We start from the raw sequence: 20,334 nt of genomic DNA, 5'->3' as shown, positions 1-20,334 counted from the left end.
TTGTATTAGATATTTCCTTTCTTCAATTCACTGACCGCATGGTCGCAGGCTCTTGCTGTCAGCGCCATGTAGGTGATAGATGGGTTTACACAGGAAGAGGAAGCCATACAGGAGCCATCGGAGATGAACACGTTTTTGGCTTCATGTACCTGATTAAAACCATTGAGCACGGAGGTTTTCGGGTCCTTACCCATTCTGGCCGTACCCATTTCGTGGATACAGTGGCCGGGAGGTGGTGCGGAGTCATAACCATGTACATTTTTCAGTCCGGCAGCTTCCAGCATTTCTTTGGCGCTCTCCTGCATGTCTTTGCGCATGGCCTTTTCATTTTCCTTGAATTCACAGTCGATATCAAGGGTAGCCAGGCCATATTTATCTTTTTTCTCTTTGTTGAGCGATACTTTGTTTTCAAAGTACGGGAGGTGTTCGCCCCAGGAACCGATGCCCATGCCCCATTTGCCGAGGCCTTCCTGTGCTTCTTTCAGTGCTGCACCGATGCCGTCGAAGCTTTCGCCTCTTCCTCTGCCGGCGCCGCCCTGATAGCCGAACCCGCGAACATAATCTTTTTGTTTCGTTTGTTCGTTTACGTTACGGAAGCGGGGAATATAGATACCGTTGGGTCTGCGGCCTGCACCGTGGTATTGGTCTTCAAAACCGTCAAACTCCCCGCCGGCGCCTACGCCGAAGTGGTGGTCCATCAGGTTGTGGCCCAGCTGTCCGCTGTCGTTGCCGAAACCATTGGGGAAGCGGTCAGATACGGAGTTCAGCATGATCCAGGTAGTACCCAGGGTAGAAGCGTTCAGGAAGATGATATTAGCGTAGTATTCCACCGTTTGCAGGGTATGTGCATCCATTACGCGCACACCGGTCGCTTTGGCCTTGTCTTTATCGTACAGTACTTCCAGCACGATAGAATCCGGGCGCAGCGTAAGATTACCGGTAGCGGCGGCAGCCGGCAGGGTAACGCCGTTGCTGCTGAAATAACCGGTATACGGACAGCCGCGGGCGCACATGCTGCGATATTGACAAGGGCCGCGGTTATTGAGGCCTTTAGTCAGGTGCGCAGCACGTCCGATAGTCATAATACGGTCGTTGAATTTTTCTTTGATACGGGCAGCCACATGTTTTTCCAGGCAGTTCATTTCCATGGGAGGCAGGAAAATACCATCGGGCAATTGCGGCAGTCCTTCCGCCTGTCCGCTCACGCCGATATATTTCTCCACGTAAGCATACCAGGGTGCTATGTCTTTGTAACGGATAGGCCAGTCCACACCGTGACCATCTTTCGCATTGGCTTCAAAATCGAGGTCGCTCCAGCGGTATACCTGACGGCCCCACATAATAGAACGGCCGCCTACATGGTATCCGCGCAGCCAGTTGAACGGCTTTACCTCGTTGTAGGGGTTTTCTTTATCATTCACCCAAAACTGTTGGGTAGCTTCATCAAATGCATAACAACGGCTCTGGATGGGATGATTTTCCCGCATTTCATTGCTGGTTTGCAGGTGGTGTTTAAACTCCCACGGGTCCATGGTAGCGGTGGTGTAATCCTTGATATGCTCCACGTTACGGCCCCTTTCCAGCACCAGTGTTTTAAGTCCTTTCTCTGTGAGCTCTTTGGCCGCCCAGCCGCCGCTGATACCGGAGCCTACCACGATGGCATCGTAGGTATTTTCCTTTGTCGCTTTTATATTAAGGTTCATGATATGTTGAAGTGTGGTGTGGAATCAAAAATTGAAATGCAGCGGTTTTACCCGCTGCATTACATTCCCTAAATTTTACTAAATCAAAAAAATATCCAAATAGCTAAATGGTTAGATGTTGCCTTTCTTCAGTTCTTTCACAGCATAGTCTGCAGCGCGTGCGGTGAGGGCCATGTACGTGAGAGACGGGTTTACGCAAGCCGCGGAGGTCATGCAGGCGCCGTCTGTTACGAACACGTTTTTCACTGCGTGCATCTGGTTGAAGCCGTTGAGGATGGAAGTTTTCGGATCGCGACCCATGCGGGCGGTACCCATTTCATGGATGGCCATACCCGGGTAGGAGCCGTTATCGTATGTTTTCACGTTTTTGAGACCGGCCGCTTCCAGCATTTCGGCAGCGTCGTTCATCATGTCTACGCGCATTTTCTTTTCGTTCTCTTTGAATTCGGCATCGAATTTCAACACTGGCTGGCCCCATGCGTCTTTCACAGACGTGTCGAGGGTCACCATGTTGTCTTCGTATGGCAGGCATTCACCGAAACCGCCGAGGCCCATGCTCCACTGGCCTGGTTCGGTGAGCATTTCCTTGAAGTCTTTGCCCACGCCCATTTCAGCGATGCCACGGCTCCATCCGCCGCGACCGGCGCCGCCCTGGTAACCGAAGCCACGGAGATAGTCGCGTTTGTCGTTACCGATGTTGCGGTAGCGGGGCACGTAGATACCGTTGGCACGGCGACCGAAGAAATATTTATCATCATAGCCTTCTGCGGTACCGGAAGCGCCTGTACGGAAATGGTGGTCCATCAGGTATTTGCCCAGTACGCCACTGTCGTTGCCCAGTCCGTTCGGGAAGCGGGAAGAAGTGGAGTTGAGCATAACAAAAGTGGAACCAAGCGTAGAACCGTTGATGAAGATGATTTTAGCGTAGTATTCCACCATTTCTTTGGTGTTTTTGTCGATCACTCTCACACCGGTTGCCTTACCTTGTTTCTCGTCGTAGATAACGGAGTTCACGATGGCATCCGGGTGCAGTGTCAGGTTACCTGTCGCCATGGCTGCCGGCAGCGTAGATGACTGGGTACTGAAGTAAGCGCCGAACGGACATCCGCGGCTGCAGAGGTTACGGAACTGGCAGCTTTCACGACCAGGCAGTGGCTTGGTAATGTTTGCCACACGGCCCATGGTGATGATACGGCCTTTGTATTTGCCTTCGATGGCTTTCTTCACGTCTTTCTCCACGCAGTTCATTTCCATGGCTGGCATGAACTGGCCATCGGGCAGCTGAGGCAAGCCTTCTTTCTGACCGCTGATACCAGCAAATTTCTCTACGTAGTCGTACCAGGGTGCAATCTCTTTATAACGGATCGGCCAGTCAACAGCGATGCCGTCTTTCAGATTGGCTTCGAAATCGATGTCGCTCCAGCGGTACGACTGACGGCCCCACATAATGGATTTACCGCCCACGATGTCCGGACGGTACCAGTCGAAGCGTTTCACTTCGTTGTAAGGGCTCTGAGAGTCGTTGATCCAGTATTTTTCGTTGTGCTCACTATAAGGGTAGTCGCGGCTCAGTTTAGGATGGGTTTCGCGCTGATCTACCGTAATGCGGCCTCTGTGAGTAAATTCCCACGGGTCTTTGGTGGCTGTTTCGTAGTCCTTCACGTGTTCCAGCTTCTTGCCACGGTCCAGCATCAGTACCTTCAGGCCTTTTTCTGTCAGTTCTTTGGCAGCCCAGCCACCGCTTACACCGGAGCCGATAACGATGGCATCGTAGGTGTTTTGCTCCTGTGCTTTGATATTTAAGTTCATGGAAAGTCGTTATGGGTTTGAAAAGAAAGATACCGGCCGGCGCGGGCCAGCCATTCCGTCTATCTGTAAGAACAGCTTAAACGGCCCAGGCCTTGTCACCTTTTTTATAGGGGATGCAGCCTTCATACTTGCCTGGTACCGGCACATAGCGTAATGCCTGTGTAGCGCCTTCCTTGGAAGTAAAGTAACCCAGCAGGGTCAGTTCCTTCAGGTACTGGAAGTAATGGGTAGGATCACCTTCTTTCTTGTCTTTCCGCTTGTTGTACTCCACCCGCTCTTTGTCGATCTGGGTCAATAATTCGGTGCGCTGCTCAGGGGTAATGTCCATAAAGTTCTTTTTGAACTGTTTCTGGCTGGCAGCATCAATTTTTTTCAGGCCATCGAGGAAGACCTCCTGGTCGCTTTTTTTGTAGCAATCGTTCATCATCACTACAATAAAGTCATCCACTTTGGCGGCTTTGGCACCAGGAGTACTGGTGGTGGGTATGATGGTTTCCGCTATTTCAGCCAGTAACGCTTTGGTTTCAGGCTTGTGCAAATCATAGTTTTTCGGTGCGGAACCGGTGCAGCTTTCTAATGCTGATAACGTGGAAGCGGAAATGGCAGTCCCCAACAAAATCGCCACATTCCTGATTGCGTCTCTTCTGTGCATAAATAGTATATTGATTTGACCTTCGGACAAGTTTCAAAAAAAAATTCTAAAAAACAAATAGAATAATGATGAAATACGCTTGATGGATGCCGAATTGTTGAAAAAAACGAAGATCCGGGCAAATTATTATATGCCCGGATCTTCGTTTTATTTTTTCAGTGGTCAGGATGGCCCCCGGCCTACATAATATACTTGCCTCTGTCGTCTACCATGACTACCGGCAGACGGTGGTGTTTCTCAAAATAGTCGTACGCGCTCCTCAACTCTGTCCAGAACTGTTTGGAGGAATTGTCTGTCAGGGAGAAGTTACCCAGGTACTCCAGTGACCGGACGTTACCGAATTTTACCGGAAATACATGCACCGGAATAAAGTCCTGCCCGGCATTTTTAGCATTTACGGCCAAAATGTACACTTCATCAATGAATTCATTGGTCAGCGGGATACAGCCTACGGTGATGCAATCGCCATGGATGTATATTTCACCGCCCGGTTTTTTCGGATCGCTCAGGATGCGGTCGGAGAAGTTGGGATAGTTGATACCCAGCGACAGGTGATAGTTGCTGTTCGGATTGAAGTCGTTGATATAATAGAATCCTTCCGGCACCTGGCGGTCGCCTTCCTTTCTTTTAGGTCCCATTTTACCGGACAGGGTACATACCCGGTACGATTTAAACAGGCGGAACGTATCGGCAACACTATTTTTCACCCAAATTTCCATTTCACTGTCCAGCTTGAAAGAGCGGACAAAAATGTACTTGGCGGGATAAGTAAGCCCTTTTTTCTCAAATTCCTTCTTTAGCAATTCTTCTTTTTCCCGGTATGCCTCCCCTACTTTAGGGAACATTTTCTGATTATCCAGGAAAGACTGTTGAGCTGAAAGAGTACCTACCCCCAACAACAACATAGCCAAAACAACAAGTCGCTTCATATCAGATTTTCACAAAATTTTAAGAATTACACCAGATTTATGTAGGCAAGATAAAACAATAACAATGATAAAATGAAATATATCACCATGCTTACTTTTCTGTTGGCTATCTTCAGTATATAGTGCTTGTGCCCCTGATAGATCAATATCGCCGTAAATGCCTGAAAAATCCCACCTAATAAAAACAGTACGCCAAACAGTGTTTGTAAGCTCATAAAAAAAACGAAACAGTTAATATGAATATTGTCCTGTAAAGTTACACGAATATTGTTATCGTTAGAGCTTTGTCCATTCCAGTTTAACAGTTCCTTCATCCATACCGTTGCGGAAGGTGCCACGTACCGGATATTTGCTGGCATTGTAGGCGTAGGTATAGGTATGGGTGTAGGTACGTGAAGAATGGGCGGTGCTGATGCTTTCGGACAGTACGTTATGGGCCGACAGGTTGGCGGGCGTCATATCCATCATATAAGCCAGTTCCTGGCAAAGCTGTTGCGGGTTCTGCTGGCGGTCGTACGTATAGGTGACGGTGGAGGTCAGGTTAAAGCGGTTTTGTCCGGGCTGTTTGCCATAATTGTCCATCTGTGCCACGTTTCCTTCCTTGTCCCAGGTGTATTGCTGGTATCCGGTAATTTCCCGTTTGGCTGGCTGCACCGCCAGATGGTACCGGGCAGTGATCTTCCCGTCGGCGTTGTATACAAGGGAATCCTGGGTATATACCGCATTGTTCCGGTAGTAACTGATGGTTTGCAGTTGATGGCTGTCCGATGCATAGCTGAATGTCGCGTTCAGGTCGCCGGTGAGGGCCTTGGCATCGTCGGTGGAGAGTGTTTTGACAAGGCGGCCGTTTTCATATACCGGCAGCTGAATGTCCTGCCAGGTAGAACCATCTTCCGCCTGATGTACCTGAATGATCTTACGGAGTGTTTTGTCCGGATTATACTCCAACATTGTGTTCCCTGCAGGGGATGATATTTTGTGGAGATAAGTGCCGCCGGGCGTGTCTTTGTCTGTCCGGAAGGCAGTAGTAAAGGCCATTGATGTTAACAACAAGGCACAGGTAGCCCATTGGGCTTTGGCATAATGTAGCATAGGTGTATATATTTAAAAATTTATCTATCTAAATATTTTAAAATATTATATATACAAACAGGGAAAAAGCCAGGAATATGGTTTTTATTTAAAGCATTGATTTTCGTCGGATATATCTACGGAAAACGACGTAAAATGGTTTTAGTGAAGATAATAAAAATATATTATGAATTATAACATATATATTATTTCTATCAGGCTTTTAGACAACATAAGGACAGGGGCGAAAGTCACCTGATGAGTACGCTTAAGAAGGACAGAAAAAAACCGCACCACGGGAAACGCGGTGCGGTGCAGGAGTTGTTTTTGTTTTAGCCTTCAGCAATATAGCAGGCCTAAAATCGAAGTTGTAACCAAAGCCGGGCAAGGGGCTTCTATGCTATCTTAACAATTATAAATTACCGCGCAGGGCCTGTTCTCTTTCGATTGACTCAAACAGTGCTTTGAAGTTGCCTTTACCGAAAGACTGGGCGCCTTTACGCTGTATAATTTCAAAAAATACGGTGGGACGGTCCTGAATAGGTTTGGTGAAAATCTGTAACAGATATCCTTCATCATCACGGTCGACCAGGATACCGAGCTTACGCAGCGGCTCGATAGACTCATCGATCGTACCGACTCTTTCCAGCAGCGTATCATAATAGCTGCCGGGCACGGTCAGGAACTCTACGCCACGGGCCTGCAGATCGGAAACGGTTTGGATGATATCATTGGTAGCGATCGCGACGTGCTGTACGCCGGGACCACCATAGAAATCCAGGTACTCTTCGATCTGGGATTTTTTCTTTCCTTCCGCCGGTTCGTTGATCGGGAATTTCACACGACCGTTACCGTTACTCATTACTTTACTCATGAGTGCCGAGTATTCAGTGGAGATATCGCTGTCGTCGAACGAGATCAGGTTTTTGAAGCCCATCGTGCGTTCATAGAAAGATACCCAGGTATTCATTTCATTCCAGCCTACGTTGCCCACACAATGGTCTACATATTGCAAACCGGCATCGGCAGGATTGTAGGCGGTTTTCCATTCTTTGTAACCCGGCAGGAACGGACCGTTATAGTTCTTGCGTTCTATAAAAAGGTGTACGGTATCGCCGTAAGTCTGAATACCACTGCGCACCACTTCGCCGAATTCATCTTTTTCCACGATCGGCTCCAGGTAAGGAGTAGCACCGCGTTTAACAGTCTCCTCGAAAGCAGAACGGGCGTCGTCTACCCAGAGCGCCAGTACTTTCACACCGTCGCCATGTTTGGCCACGTGGCGGGCGATGTCGGTATCGGGCAACAGGGAGGTGGTCAGCACGAAGCGCAGTTTGTTTTGTACCAACACATAGGAAGTCCGGTCTTTTACACCGGTTTCAGGACCGGCATAGGCCACTGACTGAAAACCGAAAGCGGTCTTATAATAGTGGGCTGCCTGTTTTGCGTTTCCTACGTAAAACTCAACATAATCAGTACCGTTCAATGGCAGAAAGTCCTGCTGACCGGTCAGGTTGGAAGCGTTTGCTACTGCGGTTTCCATAATTCAGTGTTTTAGATTTTTGTTGTTTAAGTTGTTTTGGTGTTTATCTGTTGATCTTTTTCTGATTCAGCATTTTATTCTGCCCAGCTCATCACATAACCGCCGTCTTCAATGCCCAGCGCTGCTTCGGTGATCTGCAACGGATGGAAGGTGTCCACCATTACCGCCAGTTCTTTGGTTTCTTTAGCGCCAATGCTCTTCTCTACAGCGCCCGGATGCGGGCCATGCGGAATACCGGCCGGATGCAGGGTGATCATGCCACGGGTAACGTGCTTACGGCTCATAAAGTCGCCATCTACATAATAGAGCACCTCGTCGCTGTCAATATTGCTGTGATTGTAAGGCGCCGGGATGGCCTGCGGATGATAATCGAACAAACGCGGACAGAAAGAACATACCACGAAATTGTTGCCTTCAAATGTCTGATGTACCGGCGGTGGCTGATGCACCCTACCTGTGATAGGTTCAAAATCGTGAATAGAGAAAGCGAAAGGATATTCGCAACCATCCCATCCGATCACATCAAAAGGATGATGTTTATAATGAATGGGGTAAATCACGCCTTTCTTTTTGATGTTGATCAGGAAATCTCCCTCCTGGTCAATGGTTTCCAGATTCTTCGGCTGGCGGATATCGCGCTCGCAATAAGGCGCGTGCTCCAGCAGCTGCCCGTATTTGCTGAGATACCTTTTCGGGTAACGCATAGGGCTAAACGATTCCACGATAAAGAGACGATTGTTTTCCGTCGCGAAAGTGATCTGATAAATGGTACCGCGGGGAATCATGAGATAATCGCCGTAGCCGAATTCCAGTTGCCCGTATTGTGTTTTCAGCAGTCCGCTGCCTTCGTGCACAAAGATCATTTCATCGGCGTCCGCATTCTTGTAGAAGTACGTTTCCATGCTTTTCCGTGGCGCGGCCAGCACAATATGCAGGTCGTTATTTACCAGTACTGCTTTACGGCTTTTCAGAAAGTCGTCTTCCGGTTGGATGTTAAAGCCCTGAAAACTGCGATGCTTCAGCATCTTTTCTTCCGCTACCCTGGGCGCCACAGAATATGGCTCGTCCACTTTCACAATTTCGGTAGGCGGATGACAATGATACAAGAGGCTGGAATTGGAAGAAAAACCTTCCGTAGAAAACAATTGTTCCGAATACAGTCCCCCGTCCGGTTTGCGGAACTGGGTATGCCGTTTATGTGGGATTTGTCCTAGTTGATGATAATGTGGCATAACGCGTATCGATTAAAAGATTGTTTTGGTGTATGTAATATTGAATTGGTGTATGACTGCAAAAACTTGCTGTATTGGATATTATCGCGCAGCACAATAAAGGCTGATGCTAAAAGACAAATTGCCGGTAAAACGAGGTGCGCACATGCGGCAATAGCGATAGGAAAAAGCTATTACAAAGTTACGCGTTATAAACAGGAAAAGCAGCCGGAAGGGGCTGTTTCGGAAGGGTTATGCCAAAGCCGAATCCATGGCGAGGGTGGCCATGAGAAAGTAGTAGTTCAGCTGACTGTTGCTTGTATATTTCAGTGAAACGGACAAGTGGCAAATAATTTAGTCAGCTAAAGTTAAGGATATTTTATTTCCTTCCAAGTAAATTATTGTTTTAGCACAAAAATGTTAGCACCTGAAACCGTACATCCCGCTTTTATGGAAAACCATAAAAAACTATCTTAGTGTTCTTTAGACTATATATCATGAAATATTTATTGTTATTGTTTTTGTTGCCCCTCACCGTACTGGCACAGACAAATGCACCCAACCAACCGCTGCATGTCCCCAAAAGTTATAAAAAAGTGGCCGAGGCCACCGGCGATCTGGATAAAGACGGCAAAGACGAACAGGTAATGATCTATGACACTGAACCCGATAAGGAAGATAATTTTAAGCGGATATTATATATCTGCCGGACCACCAACGGGGAATTAAGTCTCTGGAAACAAAAAGTGCTGGCCATTCTGCCTGCCCACTCCATGCCGCAGTATACCGAGGTGAAAGACCTCGCCATCAACCGTAATACTATCGTGCTCAAACAGGAAGAATATCCAGGCGGCAGAAACCTGACACAATACACCCATATCTTTCGCTTTCAGCAGGACAACTGGTACCTGATTGGCTCCCGGACCTCGCTGAACACGAACTGTTGGGGTGCGCAGATCTTCGAAATCAACTTTTCTACCGGCGACGTGGTGATATCAGTCGTTCCCGACGGCGGCTGTGATGAAGAGCCTAATACCCAGCCAAAGAAAAGCCGCAAACAATATAAACACACCTTTACGACCCTTCCCCTGCTGGACACCTTTGAATTCGGGGAAAATAAACTGCATATTCCGGGATGTAAGGAGACGATTTATTATTGATCTCCCGGGGGCTACCATGCGTTTTCATTTATTCATCAGCGGCTGATCAGGATGATCACCGCTTTTTTGTTTGACGTTGCCATTGTCACGCTTTTCATGACAAAACAACAGGTATAATTTGCCTTGTTTTTGTCCACAATTGTCATAAAAATGTCTTTAAAATATCTTTCAGATAGTACAAACCGTATAAATACGCATCAATCTCCATCAAATAAATCGCAGTAAACAACATAAAAATTCAATACAAATAACAATAATTAAACAAAATCTAAACAAACAAACATTATTTAGATTATTTAAAAATATCCCCACTGCACTTTTATTTACCGGTAGAATTCCAGACTTTTGTTACACAATCGTCATAATAGTGCAAGCAATAGCTACATATCATCTCTCCTCCGCCACTCCCTCCTTCCAGCGGGAATGCCTGAGCACTATTATTACGACCACCACCATTACAACCCCAAGGCGGGGTTAATATACACATATCATCCAGCGACCACAGCCGTGGTAACCACCGGAAACCCGGAATATCCATTCGTATAAACTTTATTCACTATGCAAGTACTTAAGTTTGGCGGCACTTCTGTCGGAAGCGCCAAAGCCATAGACCAGGTTTGTCAAATCCTCCAAAAAAATAAGCCGGCCGGCCGTTATGCTATCGTCGTATCTGCACTGGGCGGCACTACGGACAAGCTTATACGCTGCGGACAACTGGCCGGTGAAGGCCAGGAACAATACAAGTCCGTATTACAGGAAATAGAAAACAGACACCTGGACACTATCCGCGAATTGTTCCCTATCACTGCGCAAAGCAGCATGATCAGCCAACTGAAGAAAAAACTCAACACCCTGGAAAACCTGTGTGATGGCATTTTTCAGGTAGGCGAACTAAGCGCCCGCTCACTCGACAAAATCATGAGTTACGGCGAACTGATCTCCTGTGTGATCGTTGCCGAAAAACTCAAACAGCTGGGCTTCTCCGCTACCTGTAAAGACAGCCGCGAACTGATTGTTACCGATAATAATTATGGCCACGCCGCCGTGAACTTTCAGGCCACCAACCACCACATTACTGAATATTTTGCCCAACATCCGGCAGACTACGTGGTGCTGCCAGGCTTTGTGGCCGCTGCCCCCAACGGCGACACCACTACCCTGGGCCGCGGCGGCTCCGACTATACCGCCGCCATCATCGCGGCAGCCCTCCACGCCGACTGCCTCGATATCTGGACAGATGTCAGCGGCATGATGACCGCCGATCCGCGGCTGGTATCCCAGGCGCTCCCCATCGCACACATCTCTTATGAAGAAGCGATGGAACTGTCGCACTTCGGCGCCAAAGTAATCTACCCCCCTACCATACAACCGGTGATGGATAAACGAATTCCCATCTGGATCAAAAATACTTTTGCCCCGGAAGATTACGGCACCCTGATACAGGACACAGAAGAACGTTCTTTCCCGGTGACCGGCATCTCCGGCATTCAACATATATCACTGCTCACCCTCGAAGGGAGCGGCATGGTCGGTATCCCCGGCTTTTCCAAAAGACTGTTTGAAGCGCTCTTACAGGAACGCATCAACGTTATTTTCATTACGCAGAGTTCTTCCGAACACTCTATCACAGTAGGCATACACGAGGCAGACATGCTGAAAGCCAAAACCGCCGTGGACAGCGAATTCGCGCAGGAAATACACGAAAAACGCATCGAGCCGCTACAAGTCGAAAAAGACCTGTGCATTGTGGCAGTGGTGGGCGACAAAATGAAAAACCATCACGGCACCAGCGGCAAACTGTTCGGCACCCTCGGCCGCAATGGCGTCAATGTTCGGGCTATCGCACAAGGCTCTACGGAGAAAAACATCTCCGCAGTGATCAACAAACCCGATCTCAAAAAAGCGCTCAACCTGATACATGAAGCGTTTTTCGAGGCACCGCTCAAACAGGTCAACCTGTTCGTGGCCGGTGTAGGCAACGTAGGCAGCAAACTACTGGAACAACTGCAACAACAGCAACATTACCTGCAGGAAGAACTGGGATTACAGATAAGAGTGGCCGGTATGGCCAACAGCAAAAACGCCCTGTTCAGCGAATACGGCATCGGTCTCAACGACTGGAAAAACCAGCTGGCACAGGGCGACGCCATGGACTTGCCTACCTTCGTGGACCGCATCAAATCCATGAACCTGCGCAACAGTGTTTTTGTAGACAACACCGCCAGCGGCGAAGTAGCGGCCGTATACCATGAGTTCCTTCAGCATGGCATCTCTGTGGTGACCTGCAATAAAATCGCCTGTTCATCTGACTATGCCTACTATAAAAAGCTGAAAGACCTGGCCCGTAAATACAATGCCTCTTTCCTTTTCGAAACCAACGTCGGCGCAGGCCTGCCTGTTATCAACACGCTCAATGACCTTGTCAGGAGCGGCGACAGGGTACAGAGCATCGAAGCAGTACTCTCCGGCAGCCTCAACTTTGTATTCAATCATTTTGTGAACGGCAACAGCTTCCGTAGTGTGGTAAAAGCCGCGCAGGACGAAGGGTACACTGAACCAGACCCACGTATTGACCTCAGCGGCAAAGACGTGATGCGTAAAATCCTCATCCTGGCCCGCGAAAGTGGCGCCGCTATCGAAATGAACGATATCACCAATCACTCTTTCCTGCCGGATGCCTGTCTGGATGCACCATCTGTAGCGGACTTCTACGAAACACTGGATGAACACGCCGATCATTTTCAGCAGTTGTACCACGAAGCTGCCAATGCCGGCAAAAGACTGAAGTTCGTGGCCCGTTATGCCGATGGCCAGGCTTCCGTAGGCCTGCAATGTGTAGCACCTGATCATCCCTTCTATAAACTGGAAGGCAAAGACAATATCGTGCTTTACACCACCAACCGGTATCAGGAGCAACCACTGATTGTAAAAGGCGCAGGAGCCGGTGCAGACGTCACCGCCTCCGGGATTTTTGCAGACATTATCCGGTCCGCCCGCTTGTAATGGCCTGTTAAATCTCTGTCACCTCGTTGCACAAGCAACACTAATGATTAAATTAATGAACGCAACCCTTCCCATATGGAAAGCATAAAAGTATTCGCACCCGGCACTGTTGCCAACGTAGCCTGTGGCTTCGACGTAATCGGTCTGGCGATGGACGCCCCCGGCGATGAAATGATTCTTCGCCGCACCAGCGCACCCGGCATCCGTATCAAAGCCGTGCATGGCGCCGACCTGCCCGTTGACCCCGCCAAAAACGTGGCCAGCGTGGCTGTTCAGGCATTACTACAGAAATATGACCATCCTGATACGGGCATCGAAATAGAGATCTTCAAACATATCCATCCCGGCAGCGGCATCGGGTCCAGCGCCGCCAGCAGCGCCGGCGCCGTAGTAGCCGCCAACCACCTGCTGGGCGAACCCTTCACCAAAAAGCAACTGGTACGTTTCGCCATGGAAGGAGAAAGACTGGCCTGTGGCTCTGCGCATGCCGACAATGTGGCACCGGCCATCCTCGGCGGATTTACGCTGGTACGCAGCTACCGCCCGCTGGACATCACCACGCTGCATACGCCCCCTGAGCTGTGGGTGACCGTTATCCATCCACAGATAGAAGTTAAAACTTCCGATGCCCGTGAGATACTCAAACAAAAAGTACTGATGACAGACGCCATTCGCCAGTGGGGCAATGTAGGCGCCATGGTAGCAGCACTCTATCAGGAGGACTATGACCTGATCAGCCGTTCACTGGAAGACGTGATCGTGGAGCCGGTACGGTCTATCCTTATACCGGCCTTTCAGGAGCTGAAGCTCAAATGCAAGGAAGCCGGCGCCCTCGGCGGCGGAATTTCCGGCTCCGGCCCTTCCGTATTCATGCTCAGCAAAGGCGAAGCCAACGCCCGTAGCGTAGCCGAAACCATGAACAACGTATATGCGCCACTGGGAGTGGACTATAAAATATATGTGTCACGCATCAACACCGCCGGCGTTAAAATCATTGACTAATTTCACCAATCCATATCGCATGCAGTATTACAGTTTACAGGATTCAAAGTACCAGGCATCATTCGAAACCGCCGTTATACAAGGCATTGCACCGGACAAAGGATTATATTTCCCGGAGCAGATACCTTCGCTGGACCCGGAATTTATCACGCACCTGCACAAATATACAGACCAGGAGATCGGCTATGAAGTGATCCGCCCTTTTATTGGTGATGAGATACCCGAAGCCGCGCTGAAAAAGATAGTGAACGATACGCTGCATTTTCCTTTTCCGGTACAAAAGGTCACCGGCCACACTTATGCACTCGAGCTTTTTCACGGCCCTACCCTTGCTTTTAAAGATGTAGGCGCCCGTTTCATGGCCGGCTGCCTCGGCTATTTCCGTCGTAGCAGCAACCGCCCGGTAACCGTGCTGGTAGCCACCTCCGGCGACACCGGCGGCGCTGTGGCCAGCGGCTTTTATAATGTTCCCGGCGTAGATGTGGTGATCCTCTACCCTTCTCAAAAAGTCAGCACCCTACAGGAAAAACAACTGACCACCCTCGGCGGCAATATCCGCGCGCTGGAAGTGCAAGGCACCTTTGATGACTGTCAGCGTATGGTGAAAAGCGCTTTCCTTGACGCCGATATACAATCACGCCGGCAGCTTACTTCAGCCAACTCCATCAATGTGGCCCGCTGGCTGCCGCAGATGTTTTATTATTTCCTGGCTTACAAACAGATGAAAGCGGCGCATCCAAGGCTGGTGTTTGCCGTGCCCAGTGGCAATTTCGGCAACATCTGCGCCGGCATGATGGCCGCCGCCATCGGATTACCCGTGTCTCATTTTGTTGCCGCCACTAATGTCAACGATACCGTGCCACGCTTCATGCAGAACGGCCAGTACGAACCAGGCAAAGCAGTGCCCACCCTGTCCAACGCCATGGACGTGGCCGATCCCAGCAATTTCGTACGGATATTACAGTTATTCGGCAACAGCCTGCCGGCGTTGAAAGAAAAATTCACCGCCTACTCCTACACCGATAAAGATACCGCCCGCACTATGGAGCAGGTATGGAAAGAACACCACTATATGCTGGACCCTCACGGCGCCGTAGGCTACCTCGGTTTGCAGCAATTTCTTGCGCAGGCCCCTGAGCTCACCGGCGTATTTCTGGAAACAGCCCACCCGGTAAAATTTGAAGATACCGCGCCCAAAGCCGTGCGTGAAGAGATCCACACACCGCCCCGCGTGATGTCGCTTTATGGTAAAGAAAAAAATGCCACGTTACTGCCGGCAGATTATGATGCGTTCAAAAACTGGTTAATGCGCTAAGGATTTCTTAGTTTTGGCGGTGTATGAAATATTTACCTATCCTGGTGGCCATGGCTGGTGTCGTGGCCTGTAATAACCAACACCAAAAGCCCGAAGCGCAATCAGGCGCTGACTCCGTGCTGTACAGCGATATTATCCGGCCGGTGACAGACTCTATTCAACATTTCCCGGACCAGGATGCGCTGTACTACCGCCGCGCATTGCTGCTGTTTAATACCAATCCCAACCTCGCGCAGCTGGACTTTGAAAAAGCTGCCAGCCTGAAGCCGGCGAATCCCGACTATTGGGCCGGCGCAGGAGAAGCCGCGCTGTTGGAAAATCATTACGACAAAGCGGAGCATCATTTCAGCCAGGCGCTGGCTAACGCTCCCACCTATACGTACCTTCAGTACAAACTGGCCACCGCCATGCTGGAGAACAAACACGCTACGCAGGCCGACAGCCTGGCAAACGTACTGGCCGGCACTGCCGAAGGAAGGGACAAAGCTTTTTACCTGAAAGCGCGCATGGCAGAAGATCGTCATGATATCACCGCCGCCATTGCGCATCTGAAAACAGCCATTGCCGCCGCAGGCCCACATCCGGAATACGAAGCGATGCTGGAACTGGCCGATCTGCTGCGCACCCGCAAAATGCCGGAAGCCGTTCGCTACTATACGGAAGCCTGGCATCAGGACTCCCTGAATGCAACCCCGCTCTACGATGCCGGCCAGGTGCAGGAAGAACTGGGAGATGTCAACGCGGCCATGAACACTTACCGGAAATGCATTGTAGCCGATCCGGGGTTTTCACCGGCTTACATGGCGCTGGGTAACATCTACAGCAGCAGGAATCAATGGAAGGAGGCTTACAACTTCTATAACCTTGCCGCCAAAGCCGCTCCCACCGACGCACAGGCCTACTACCAGCGCGCCCGGAGCCAGGAACAGCTGGGCAATAAAAAAGAGGCGATAGACGACTATGCGAAAGCTGCGTCTTTCAAAAAAGATTTTAAAGAAGCAAAAGAAGCCATGCAACGGTTGAGCCACTAACAGCGCTACCCGTATTTATGTGCCCTGCAATGCTTACATTTAGTATATAAAACTGATTACTATTGGAAAACGCTCCCGTAATGATAGCGCCGTCCTTGCTGGCGGCCAATTTCCTTGAACTGGGAAAAGAAGTGGAAATGGTGAACCGCAGCGAAGCTGACTGGTTTCACCTCGATGTAATGGATGGCCGTTTTGTGCCCAATATCAGCTATGGCCTGCCGGTGATCGCACAGATTAAAAAGGTGGCCCGCAAACCATGCGACGTACATCTGATGATAGAAGAGCCGGAGAAATATGCGGCCGATTTCAAAAAAGCCGGTGCTGATATCCTCACTGTGCACGCAGAAGCCTGCATACACCTGCACCGCAACATCCAGCAAATTAAAAGTCTGGGCATGAAAGCCGGCGTGGCCCTCAATCCGCATACACCGGCAGTGGTACTGGAAAACGTGATCCGCGATATTGATGTGGTGCTGGTGATGAGCGTTAACCCGGGGTTCGGCGGACAAACATTCATAGAACAAACCTATCAGAAAATAAGACAGGTACGTCAGTTGATCAAAGACAATCAGGCTACAGCCCTGATAGAAGTGGATGGTGGTATCAGTACAGAAAATGCCGGCCAGCTGGTGCAGGCAGGCGCTAATGTGCTGGTGGCAGGCAGCTCCATCTTTGCTTCAGCAGATCCTGAAAAAACAATTGCCGCACTTAAGAGAGGTGGTCAATAATCTCTTTGGACAGGGGTTTGGTAAGATAGCCATTTACCACCGGATAGTGACGGACACGCTCTTTGTCTTTCTCATCGATGGAAGAAGTCAACACGAAGATGCGGATTTGTTTGGGCAGCTGGTCATGAAAAACGCTGTACTCGTCCAAAAACTCCCAGCCATCCATAATCGGCATATTGAGGTCCAGCAGAATAAGGTCGGGCAGCTCGTCCACCTTATCTGCATGCTGCCGGATATGATCCAATACATCCTGCGCATCTGAAAACACCCTGATATTGGTGCATATCCCCTGCCGTTCTATCATGATTTTAGCAATTTGCTGGTGAATTGGGTCGTCGTCTACTATAAAAATCATATTGATCAGCTTCATAAAAGGGATTATTCCGGCCTAAATGTAATAATAAATTTGGTTCCTTGTCCCGGCCTGCTTTCCGCCCTGATACTTCCACCCATTGCTTCCACCTGTGTTTTAGTGATAAACAACCCGATGCCTTTTGCATCTTTGTTACGGTGAAAAGTTTTCCGGAAGCCAAACAGCTTGTTGCCGAAACGTTCCATATCGATACCGATGCCGTTGTCCTGCACCGTGAGCACGATGTTATCGTTTTCCTTCGATGTCTGTAAATGCAACTCCGGTTCCCGTTCCGGTGAACGATAGCGGATCGCATTGGTAATGAAGTTTTGCAGGATACTGTCGAGATACACCCGCGGATACTCTATCTGCGGCGCCTGGTCAAAATCATAGGTAATTTTGATATTACTGGTTTCGATATCTACCAACAGAATATCTTTCACTTTTTGCACCCGCTCTGAGAACAACAGTTTTTCTTTTTCCACATTCACATCTTTCCGTATCTGCACCACCTCCACCAGGTCGTTGAGCGTTTCATCAATCTTTTTGATCACCTCATGCAGCATGCCCAGATACAGCTCTCTTTCCTGCTGGGAAGATGCTTCGTTGTGCATCTGCATCAGTGCGCGCAGGTTAGCGATTGGCGCACGCAGGTTGTGCGATGTAATATGGGCGAAGTCTTCCAGCTGCTTGTTCTGGTTGACCAGATTTTTGTTTAGGTTAGACAGCTGGTCGTTCGCTTTGCGCAGGTCTTTCTGCATCTTACGGCTTTCTGTGATATCGCGCATGAAGACCGAGATACCGCCGTCCTGCATGGGTGTCAGGAGGAAGTCGTACCATTTGTCCGGTTTAGGGAAATAGATACCGAAAGATTGTGACTGTTGCAACTGTATGCATTCCTGCAGGCGTGCATAGAACACGGTGCCGGAGAGTCTGGGGAACACTTCAAAAATATTGCTGCCCATTTCCACTTTCTGGCCGATCATTTTTTCGGCTTTCTGATTGAGGAAATTGAGTTTACCATCTTTTTCCATGGCCGCATAGCCCATATCCACCGTATCGAAGAAGAGGCGCATCAGCTCCGTGTTGCGGGTCAATGCTTCCCGGATGGCCGATTGCTCGGTTACGTCCTGCACCACTCCGAAGAGGCGTGTACGTTTGCCGTTGTCATATCCCGGCTGTCCGATGCAACGGACTCTTTTGGTTTGTTGTTTGGCGGAGATGATGGTCAGTTGTGCGTCGAATGGTTTTCCTGTTTCGATACACTGCTTCACCAGTCCTTCCAGTACAGGCTGGGATTCCGGCGAGAAAAAGCTGATAGCTGCCCGGTAATTGATTGGCGTATCCGGTTCCGCATCGTGTATTTTGTATGACTCGTAGGACCAGCGTACCTCTTCTGTATCGAGGTCCAATTCCCAGCCGCCTATTTTTCCGATTTCGCCTGTCTGTAGCAGGAATTCCTGGTTTTTGACATTTTCCAGTTCCTGCATTTTTTTATCGGTGATATCGTTTACCAGCGCTACCACGATCATCTCTTTATCCACGGGTTCCACTACCGGGAACACGGTGAGGTCGAGGTATACTTCGCGGCCTACGGTCGTCCATCGTTCATCCTGGCTGAAATCTATTTTCTTTTCCACGCGCAGCGGGTTCCCTTCTTCGAGTGCCTGGAGGAATAGTTTGTCCAGTTCAAAGCGGGTGGCCAGTTCATCGTTCATCACGTTGAAATTCCGGCGGGCTGCAGGATGCGGGCTATTAAAGAAAAATCGTTGTGTTTGATTGATGCGGCGGATAAAGCCGAAGTTATCAAACTGTATATAACCGATGGGGAGGTTTTCGATGATATTATCGAGTAGTCTTTCGCTTTTCTGGAGGCTGATTTCCGCTACTTTTTTCTCCGTGATATCGTCGAGGATCAGGAAGTAGTTGGCCATTCTGCTCTGGCGGTCTGTTACCGGGAAGATGGTGGCTTCGTAGTACAGCGGGAACAGGCGGGTGACGTTGCCATAGTTCTTTTCCGCGTAGTTGAGCAGGATTTCGCGTTTCAGTGTTTTACCGGTATCGCGGGCTTCCTCGAACATGCGGGCGAGGCCATTGAGCCGGTAGAACGGGTCTTGCAGCCATTTGTATTCCGGATTGGTGAGGAAAGCGTGTTGGGCGCCCCATATCTGGCGTTGACGGCTGTTCATCTCCACGCAGGTGCCGTCTGGTTCGAACTGTTGCAGGCCTACGGGGAGGTTTTCGAGTATCTGACGGAAATATTGTTCATCTTCCATGACCCGGAGTTCGGGCAGTTTACGGTCGGTGATATCGAGGCCTACGAGGAGGCATTCCTGTAGCCGGCCATCGTTGCCCATTACGGGGTAGATAGCCGATTCCAGCCACAGTTGGGTGTTCCCATGCAGCAGAAAGCAGATTTGCTCCTGTACGGATTGTCCGGCCTGTAGCTGTTGCCAGATCCGGGCCCACTGTTTTTCATCGGCGGGCAGGAGTAATTCCCTGAAGTAGCGTCCGGAGATCAGTTCCGATGGTTGCTGCAGCGCGTTGGCCATTCGCGGGTTCAGGGTAGTAATGCATTCAGCGGCATCCAAGTTCACAGACAATGCGCAGGCATTGATGGCAGCTTCCAGATGCTGCAGATGCCGGTAATGCTGTTCCAGCATAACGTCCTTCATTTAACTAGCGGGATTCTAAGATCGTTGTGTATTTAAGCTCAAAATAGACATTATATGACAAAAAAGCGCCATTACAGTATCAAAAGGTACAACTTCCGGTATGATTTTCCCGTTTTTTACACCCGATTGTTTTCCGGTAGTGCTTGTTGT

At 49.5% G+C, this 20,334-nt stretch carries 15 protein-coding genes; 6 read left to right on the top strand and 9 right to left on the bottom strand.

Annotated features, from left to right (window positions below):
- Window positions 1-5: 5 nt before the first annotated feature.
- The 7 genes from ICL55_RS22570 to ICL55_RS22540 all read right to left on the bottom strand — a co-directional run bounded on the left by ICL55_RS22570 (window position 6) and on the right by ICL55_RS22540 (window position 8,939).
- Complete coding sequence (locus ICL55_RS22570) at window positions 6-1,703, bottom strand: GMC oxidoreductase (RefSeq protein ID WP_188101605.1); 1,698 nt, start codon at window positions 1,701-1,703, stop codon at window positions 6-8.
- Between the two features lie 111 nt (window positions 1,704-1,814).
- Window positions 1,815-3,512, bottom strand: coding sequence for a GMC oxidoreductase (locus ICL55_RS22565; RefSeq protein WP_188101603.1), 1,698 nt, complete (start codon window positions 3,510-3,512; stop codon window positions 1,815-1,817).
- A 76-nt stretch (window positions 3,513-3,588) separates the two neighbouring features.
- A complete protein-coding gene (locus ICL55_RS22560) occupies window positions 3,589-4,164 on the bottom strand; it encodes a gluconate 2-dehydrogenase subunit 3 family protein (protein WP_168868959.1) in 576 nt (191 codons plus the stop codon).
- Window positions 4,165-4,343: 179 nt separating this feature from the next.
- Window positions 4,344-5,093, bottom strand: coding sequence for a L,D-transpeptidase family protein (locus ICL55_RS22555; RefSeq protein WP_188101601.1), 750 nt, complete (start codon window positions 5,091-5,093; stop codon window positions 4,344-4,346).
- Between the two features lie 276 nt (window positions 5,094-5,369).
- Window positions 5,370-6,185, bottom strand: coding sequence for a hypothetical protein (locus ICL55_RS22550; RefSeq protein ID WP_188101599.1), 816 nt, complete (start codon window positions 6,183-6,185; stop codon window positions 5,370-5,372).
- Window positions 6,186-6,576: 391 nt separating this feature from the next.
- Window positions 6,577-7,707: a 4-hydroxyphenylpyruvate dioxygenase gene (gene hppD / locus ICL55_RS22545; RefSeq protein WP_188101597.1), complete on the bottom strand. Its 1,131-nt coding sequence runs from the start codon at window positions 7,705-7,707 to the stop codon at window positions 6,577-6,579.
- A gap of 74 nt (window positions 7,708-7,781) precedes the next feature.
- Complete coding sequence (locus ICL55_RS22540; RefSeq protein WP_188101596.1) at window positions 7,782-8,939, bottom strand: homogentisate 1,2-dioxygenase; 1,158 nt, start codon at window positions 8,937-8,939, stop codon at window positions 7,782-7,784.
- Between the two features lie 476 nt (window positions 8,940-9,415).
- Here ICL55_RS22540 and ICL55_RS22535 point away from each other — a divergent pair, with 476 nt between their 5' ends.
- The 6 genes from ICL55_RS22535 to rpe all read left to right on the top strand — a co-directional run bounded on the left by ICL55_RS22535 (window position 9,416) and on the right by rpe (window position 17,157).
- Complete coding sequence (locus ICL55_RS22535) at window positions 9,416-10,078, top strand: hypothetical protein (RefSeq protein ID WP_188101593.1); 663 nt, start codon at window positions 9,416-9,418, stop codon at window positions 10,076-10,078.
- A 558-nt stretch (window positions 10,079-10,636) separates the two neighbouring features.
- The gene (thrA, locus tag ICL55_RS22530) at window positions 10,637-13,081 is read left to right on the top strand and encodes a bifunctional aspartate kinase/homoserine dehydrogenase I (RefSeq protein WP_188101591.1); all 2,445 of its coding nucleotides are present in this window, start codon (window positions 10,637-10,639) and stop codon (window positions 13,079-13,081) included.
- A gap of 75 nt (window positions 13,082-13,156) precedes the next feature.
- Window positions 13,157-14,083: a homoserine kinase gene (locus ICL55_RS22525; RefSeq protein WP_188101589.1), complete on the top strand. Its 927-nt coding sequence runs from the start codon at window positions 13,157-13,159 to the stop codon at window positions 14,081-14,083.
- Between the two features lie 19 nt (window positions 14,084-14,102).
- The gene (gene thrC / locus ICL55_RS22520) at window positions 14,103-15,398 is read left to right on the top strand and encodes a threonine synthase (protein WP_188101587.1); all 1,296 of its coding nucleotides are present in this window, start codon (window positions 14,103-14,105) and stop codon (window positions 15,396-15,398) included.
- 23 nt (window positions 15,399-15,421) lie between these two features.
- Entirely contained in the window at window positions 15,422-16,429 is a 1,008-nt protein-coding gene (locus tag ICL55_RS22515) for a tetratricopeptide repeat protein (RefSeq protein WP_188101585.1), read from the top strand.
- Between the two features lie 62 nt (window positions 16,430-16,491).
- A complete protein-coding gene (gene rpe / locus ICL55_RS22510) occupies window positions 16,492-17,157 on the top strand; it encodes a ribulose-phosphate 3-epimerase (protein ID WP_281392588.1) in 666 nt (221 codons plus the stop codon).
- On the opposite strand, the gene ICL55_RS22505 is transcribed toward rpe, so the two are convergent.
- Both ICL55_RS22505 and ICL55_RS22500 read right to left on the bottom strand, forming a co-directional pair.
- Window positions 17,138-17,527 carry a response regulator gene (locus tag ICL55_RS22505; protein ID WP_188101583.1) on the bottom strand — a complete coding sequence of 130 codons (390 nt, stop codon included), beginning with the start codon at window positions 17,525-17,527 and terminating at the stop codon, window positions 17,138-17,140. The genes rpe and ICL55_RS22505 overlap by 20 nt on opposite strands.
- Window positions 17,528-17,535: 8 nt before the next feature.
- Window positions 17,536-20,184, bottom strand: a complete 2,649-nt coding sequence (locus ICL55_RS22500) for a PAS domain-containing protein (protein WP_188101581.1) — start codon at window positions 20,182-20,184, stop codon at window positions 17,536-17,538.
- Window positions 20,185-20,334 lie beyond the last annotated feature (150 nt).

Origin of the sequence: Chitinophaga varians (genome assembly GCF_014529945.1) — a bacterium.
GTDB lineage: Bacteria > Bacteroidota > Bacteroidia > Chitinophagales > Chitinophagaceae > Chitinophaga > Chitinophaga varians.
The sequence above is the reverse complement of the archived record's forward strand: the minus strand, read 5'-3'. Positions and strand labels throughout refer to the sequence as shown.

Bases quoted from the DNA above. Each gene is read 5' to 3' on its own strand.
- ICL55_RS22570 (WP_188101605.1), bottom strand. From the start codon at position 1,703: ATGAACCTTAATATAAAAGCGACAAAGGAAAATACCTACGATGCCATC.
- ICL55_RS22540 (WP_188101596.1), bottom strand. From the start codon at position 8,939: ATGCCACATTATCATCAACTAGGACAAATCCCACATAAACGGCATACC.
- thrA (WP_188101591.1), top strand. From the start codon at position 10,637: ATGCAAGTACTTAAGTTTGGCGGCACTTCTGTCGGAAGCGCCAAAGCC.
- ICL55_RS22500 (WP_188101581.1), bottom strand. From the start codon at position 20,184: ATGAAGGACGTTATGCTGGAACAGCATTACCGGCATCTGCAGCATCTG.
- ICL55_RS22565 (WP_188101603.1), bottom strand. From the start codon at position 3,512: ATGAACTTAAATATCAAAGCACAGGAGCAAAACACCTACGATGCCATC.
- thrC (WP_188101587.1), top strand. From the start codon at position 14,103: ATGCAGTATTACAGTTTACAGGATTCAAAGTACCAGGCATCATTCGAA.
- ICL55_RS22535 (WP_188101593.1), top strand. From the start codon at position 9,416: ATGAAATATTTATTGTTATTGTTTTTGTTGCCCCTCACCGTACTGGCA.
- ICL55_RS22515 (WP_188101585.1), top strand. From the start codon at position 15,422: ATGAAATATTTACCTATCCTGGTGGCCATGGCTGGTGTCGTGGCCTGT.
- ICL55_RS22550 (WP_188101599.1), bottom strand. From the start codon at position 6,185: ATGCTACATTATGCCAAAGCCCAATGGGCTACCTGTGCCTTGTTGTTA.
- ICL55_RS22555 (WP_188101601.1), bottom strand. From the start codon at position 5,093: ATGAAGCGACTTGTTGTTTTGGCTATGTTGTTGTTGGGGGTAGGTACT.
- ICL55_RS22560 (WP_168868959.1), bottom strand. From the start codon at position 4,164: ATGCACAGAAGAGACGCAATCAGGAATGTGGCGATTTTGTTGGGGACT.
- ICL55_RS22505 (WP_188101583.1), bottom strand. From the start codon at position 17,527: ATGAAGCTGATCAATATGATTTTTATAGTAGACGACGACCCAATTCAC.
- hppD (WP_188101597.1), bottom strand. From the start codon at position 7,707: ATGGAAACCGCAGTAGCAAACGCTTCCAACCTGACCGGTCAGCAGGAC.
- ICL55_RS22525 (WP_188101589.1), top strand. From the start codon at position 13,157: ATGGAAAGCATAAAAGTATTCGCACCCGGCACTGTTGCCAACGTAGCC.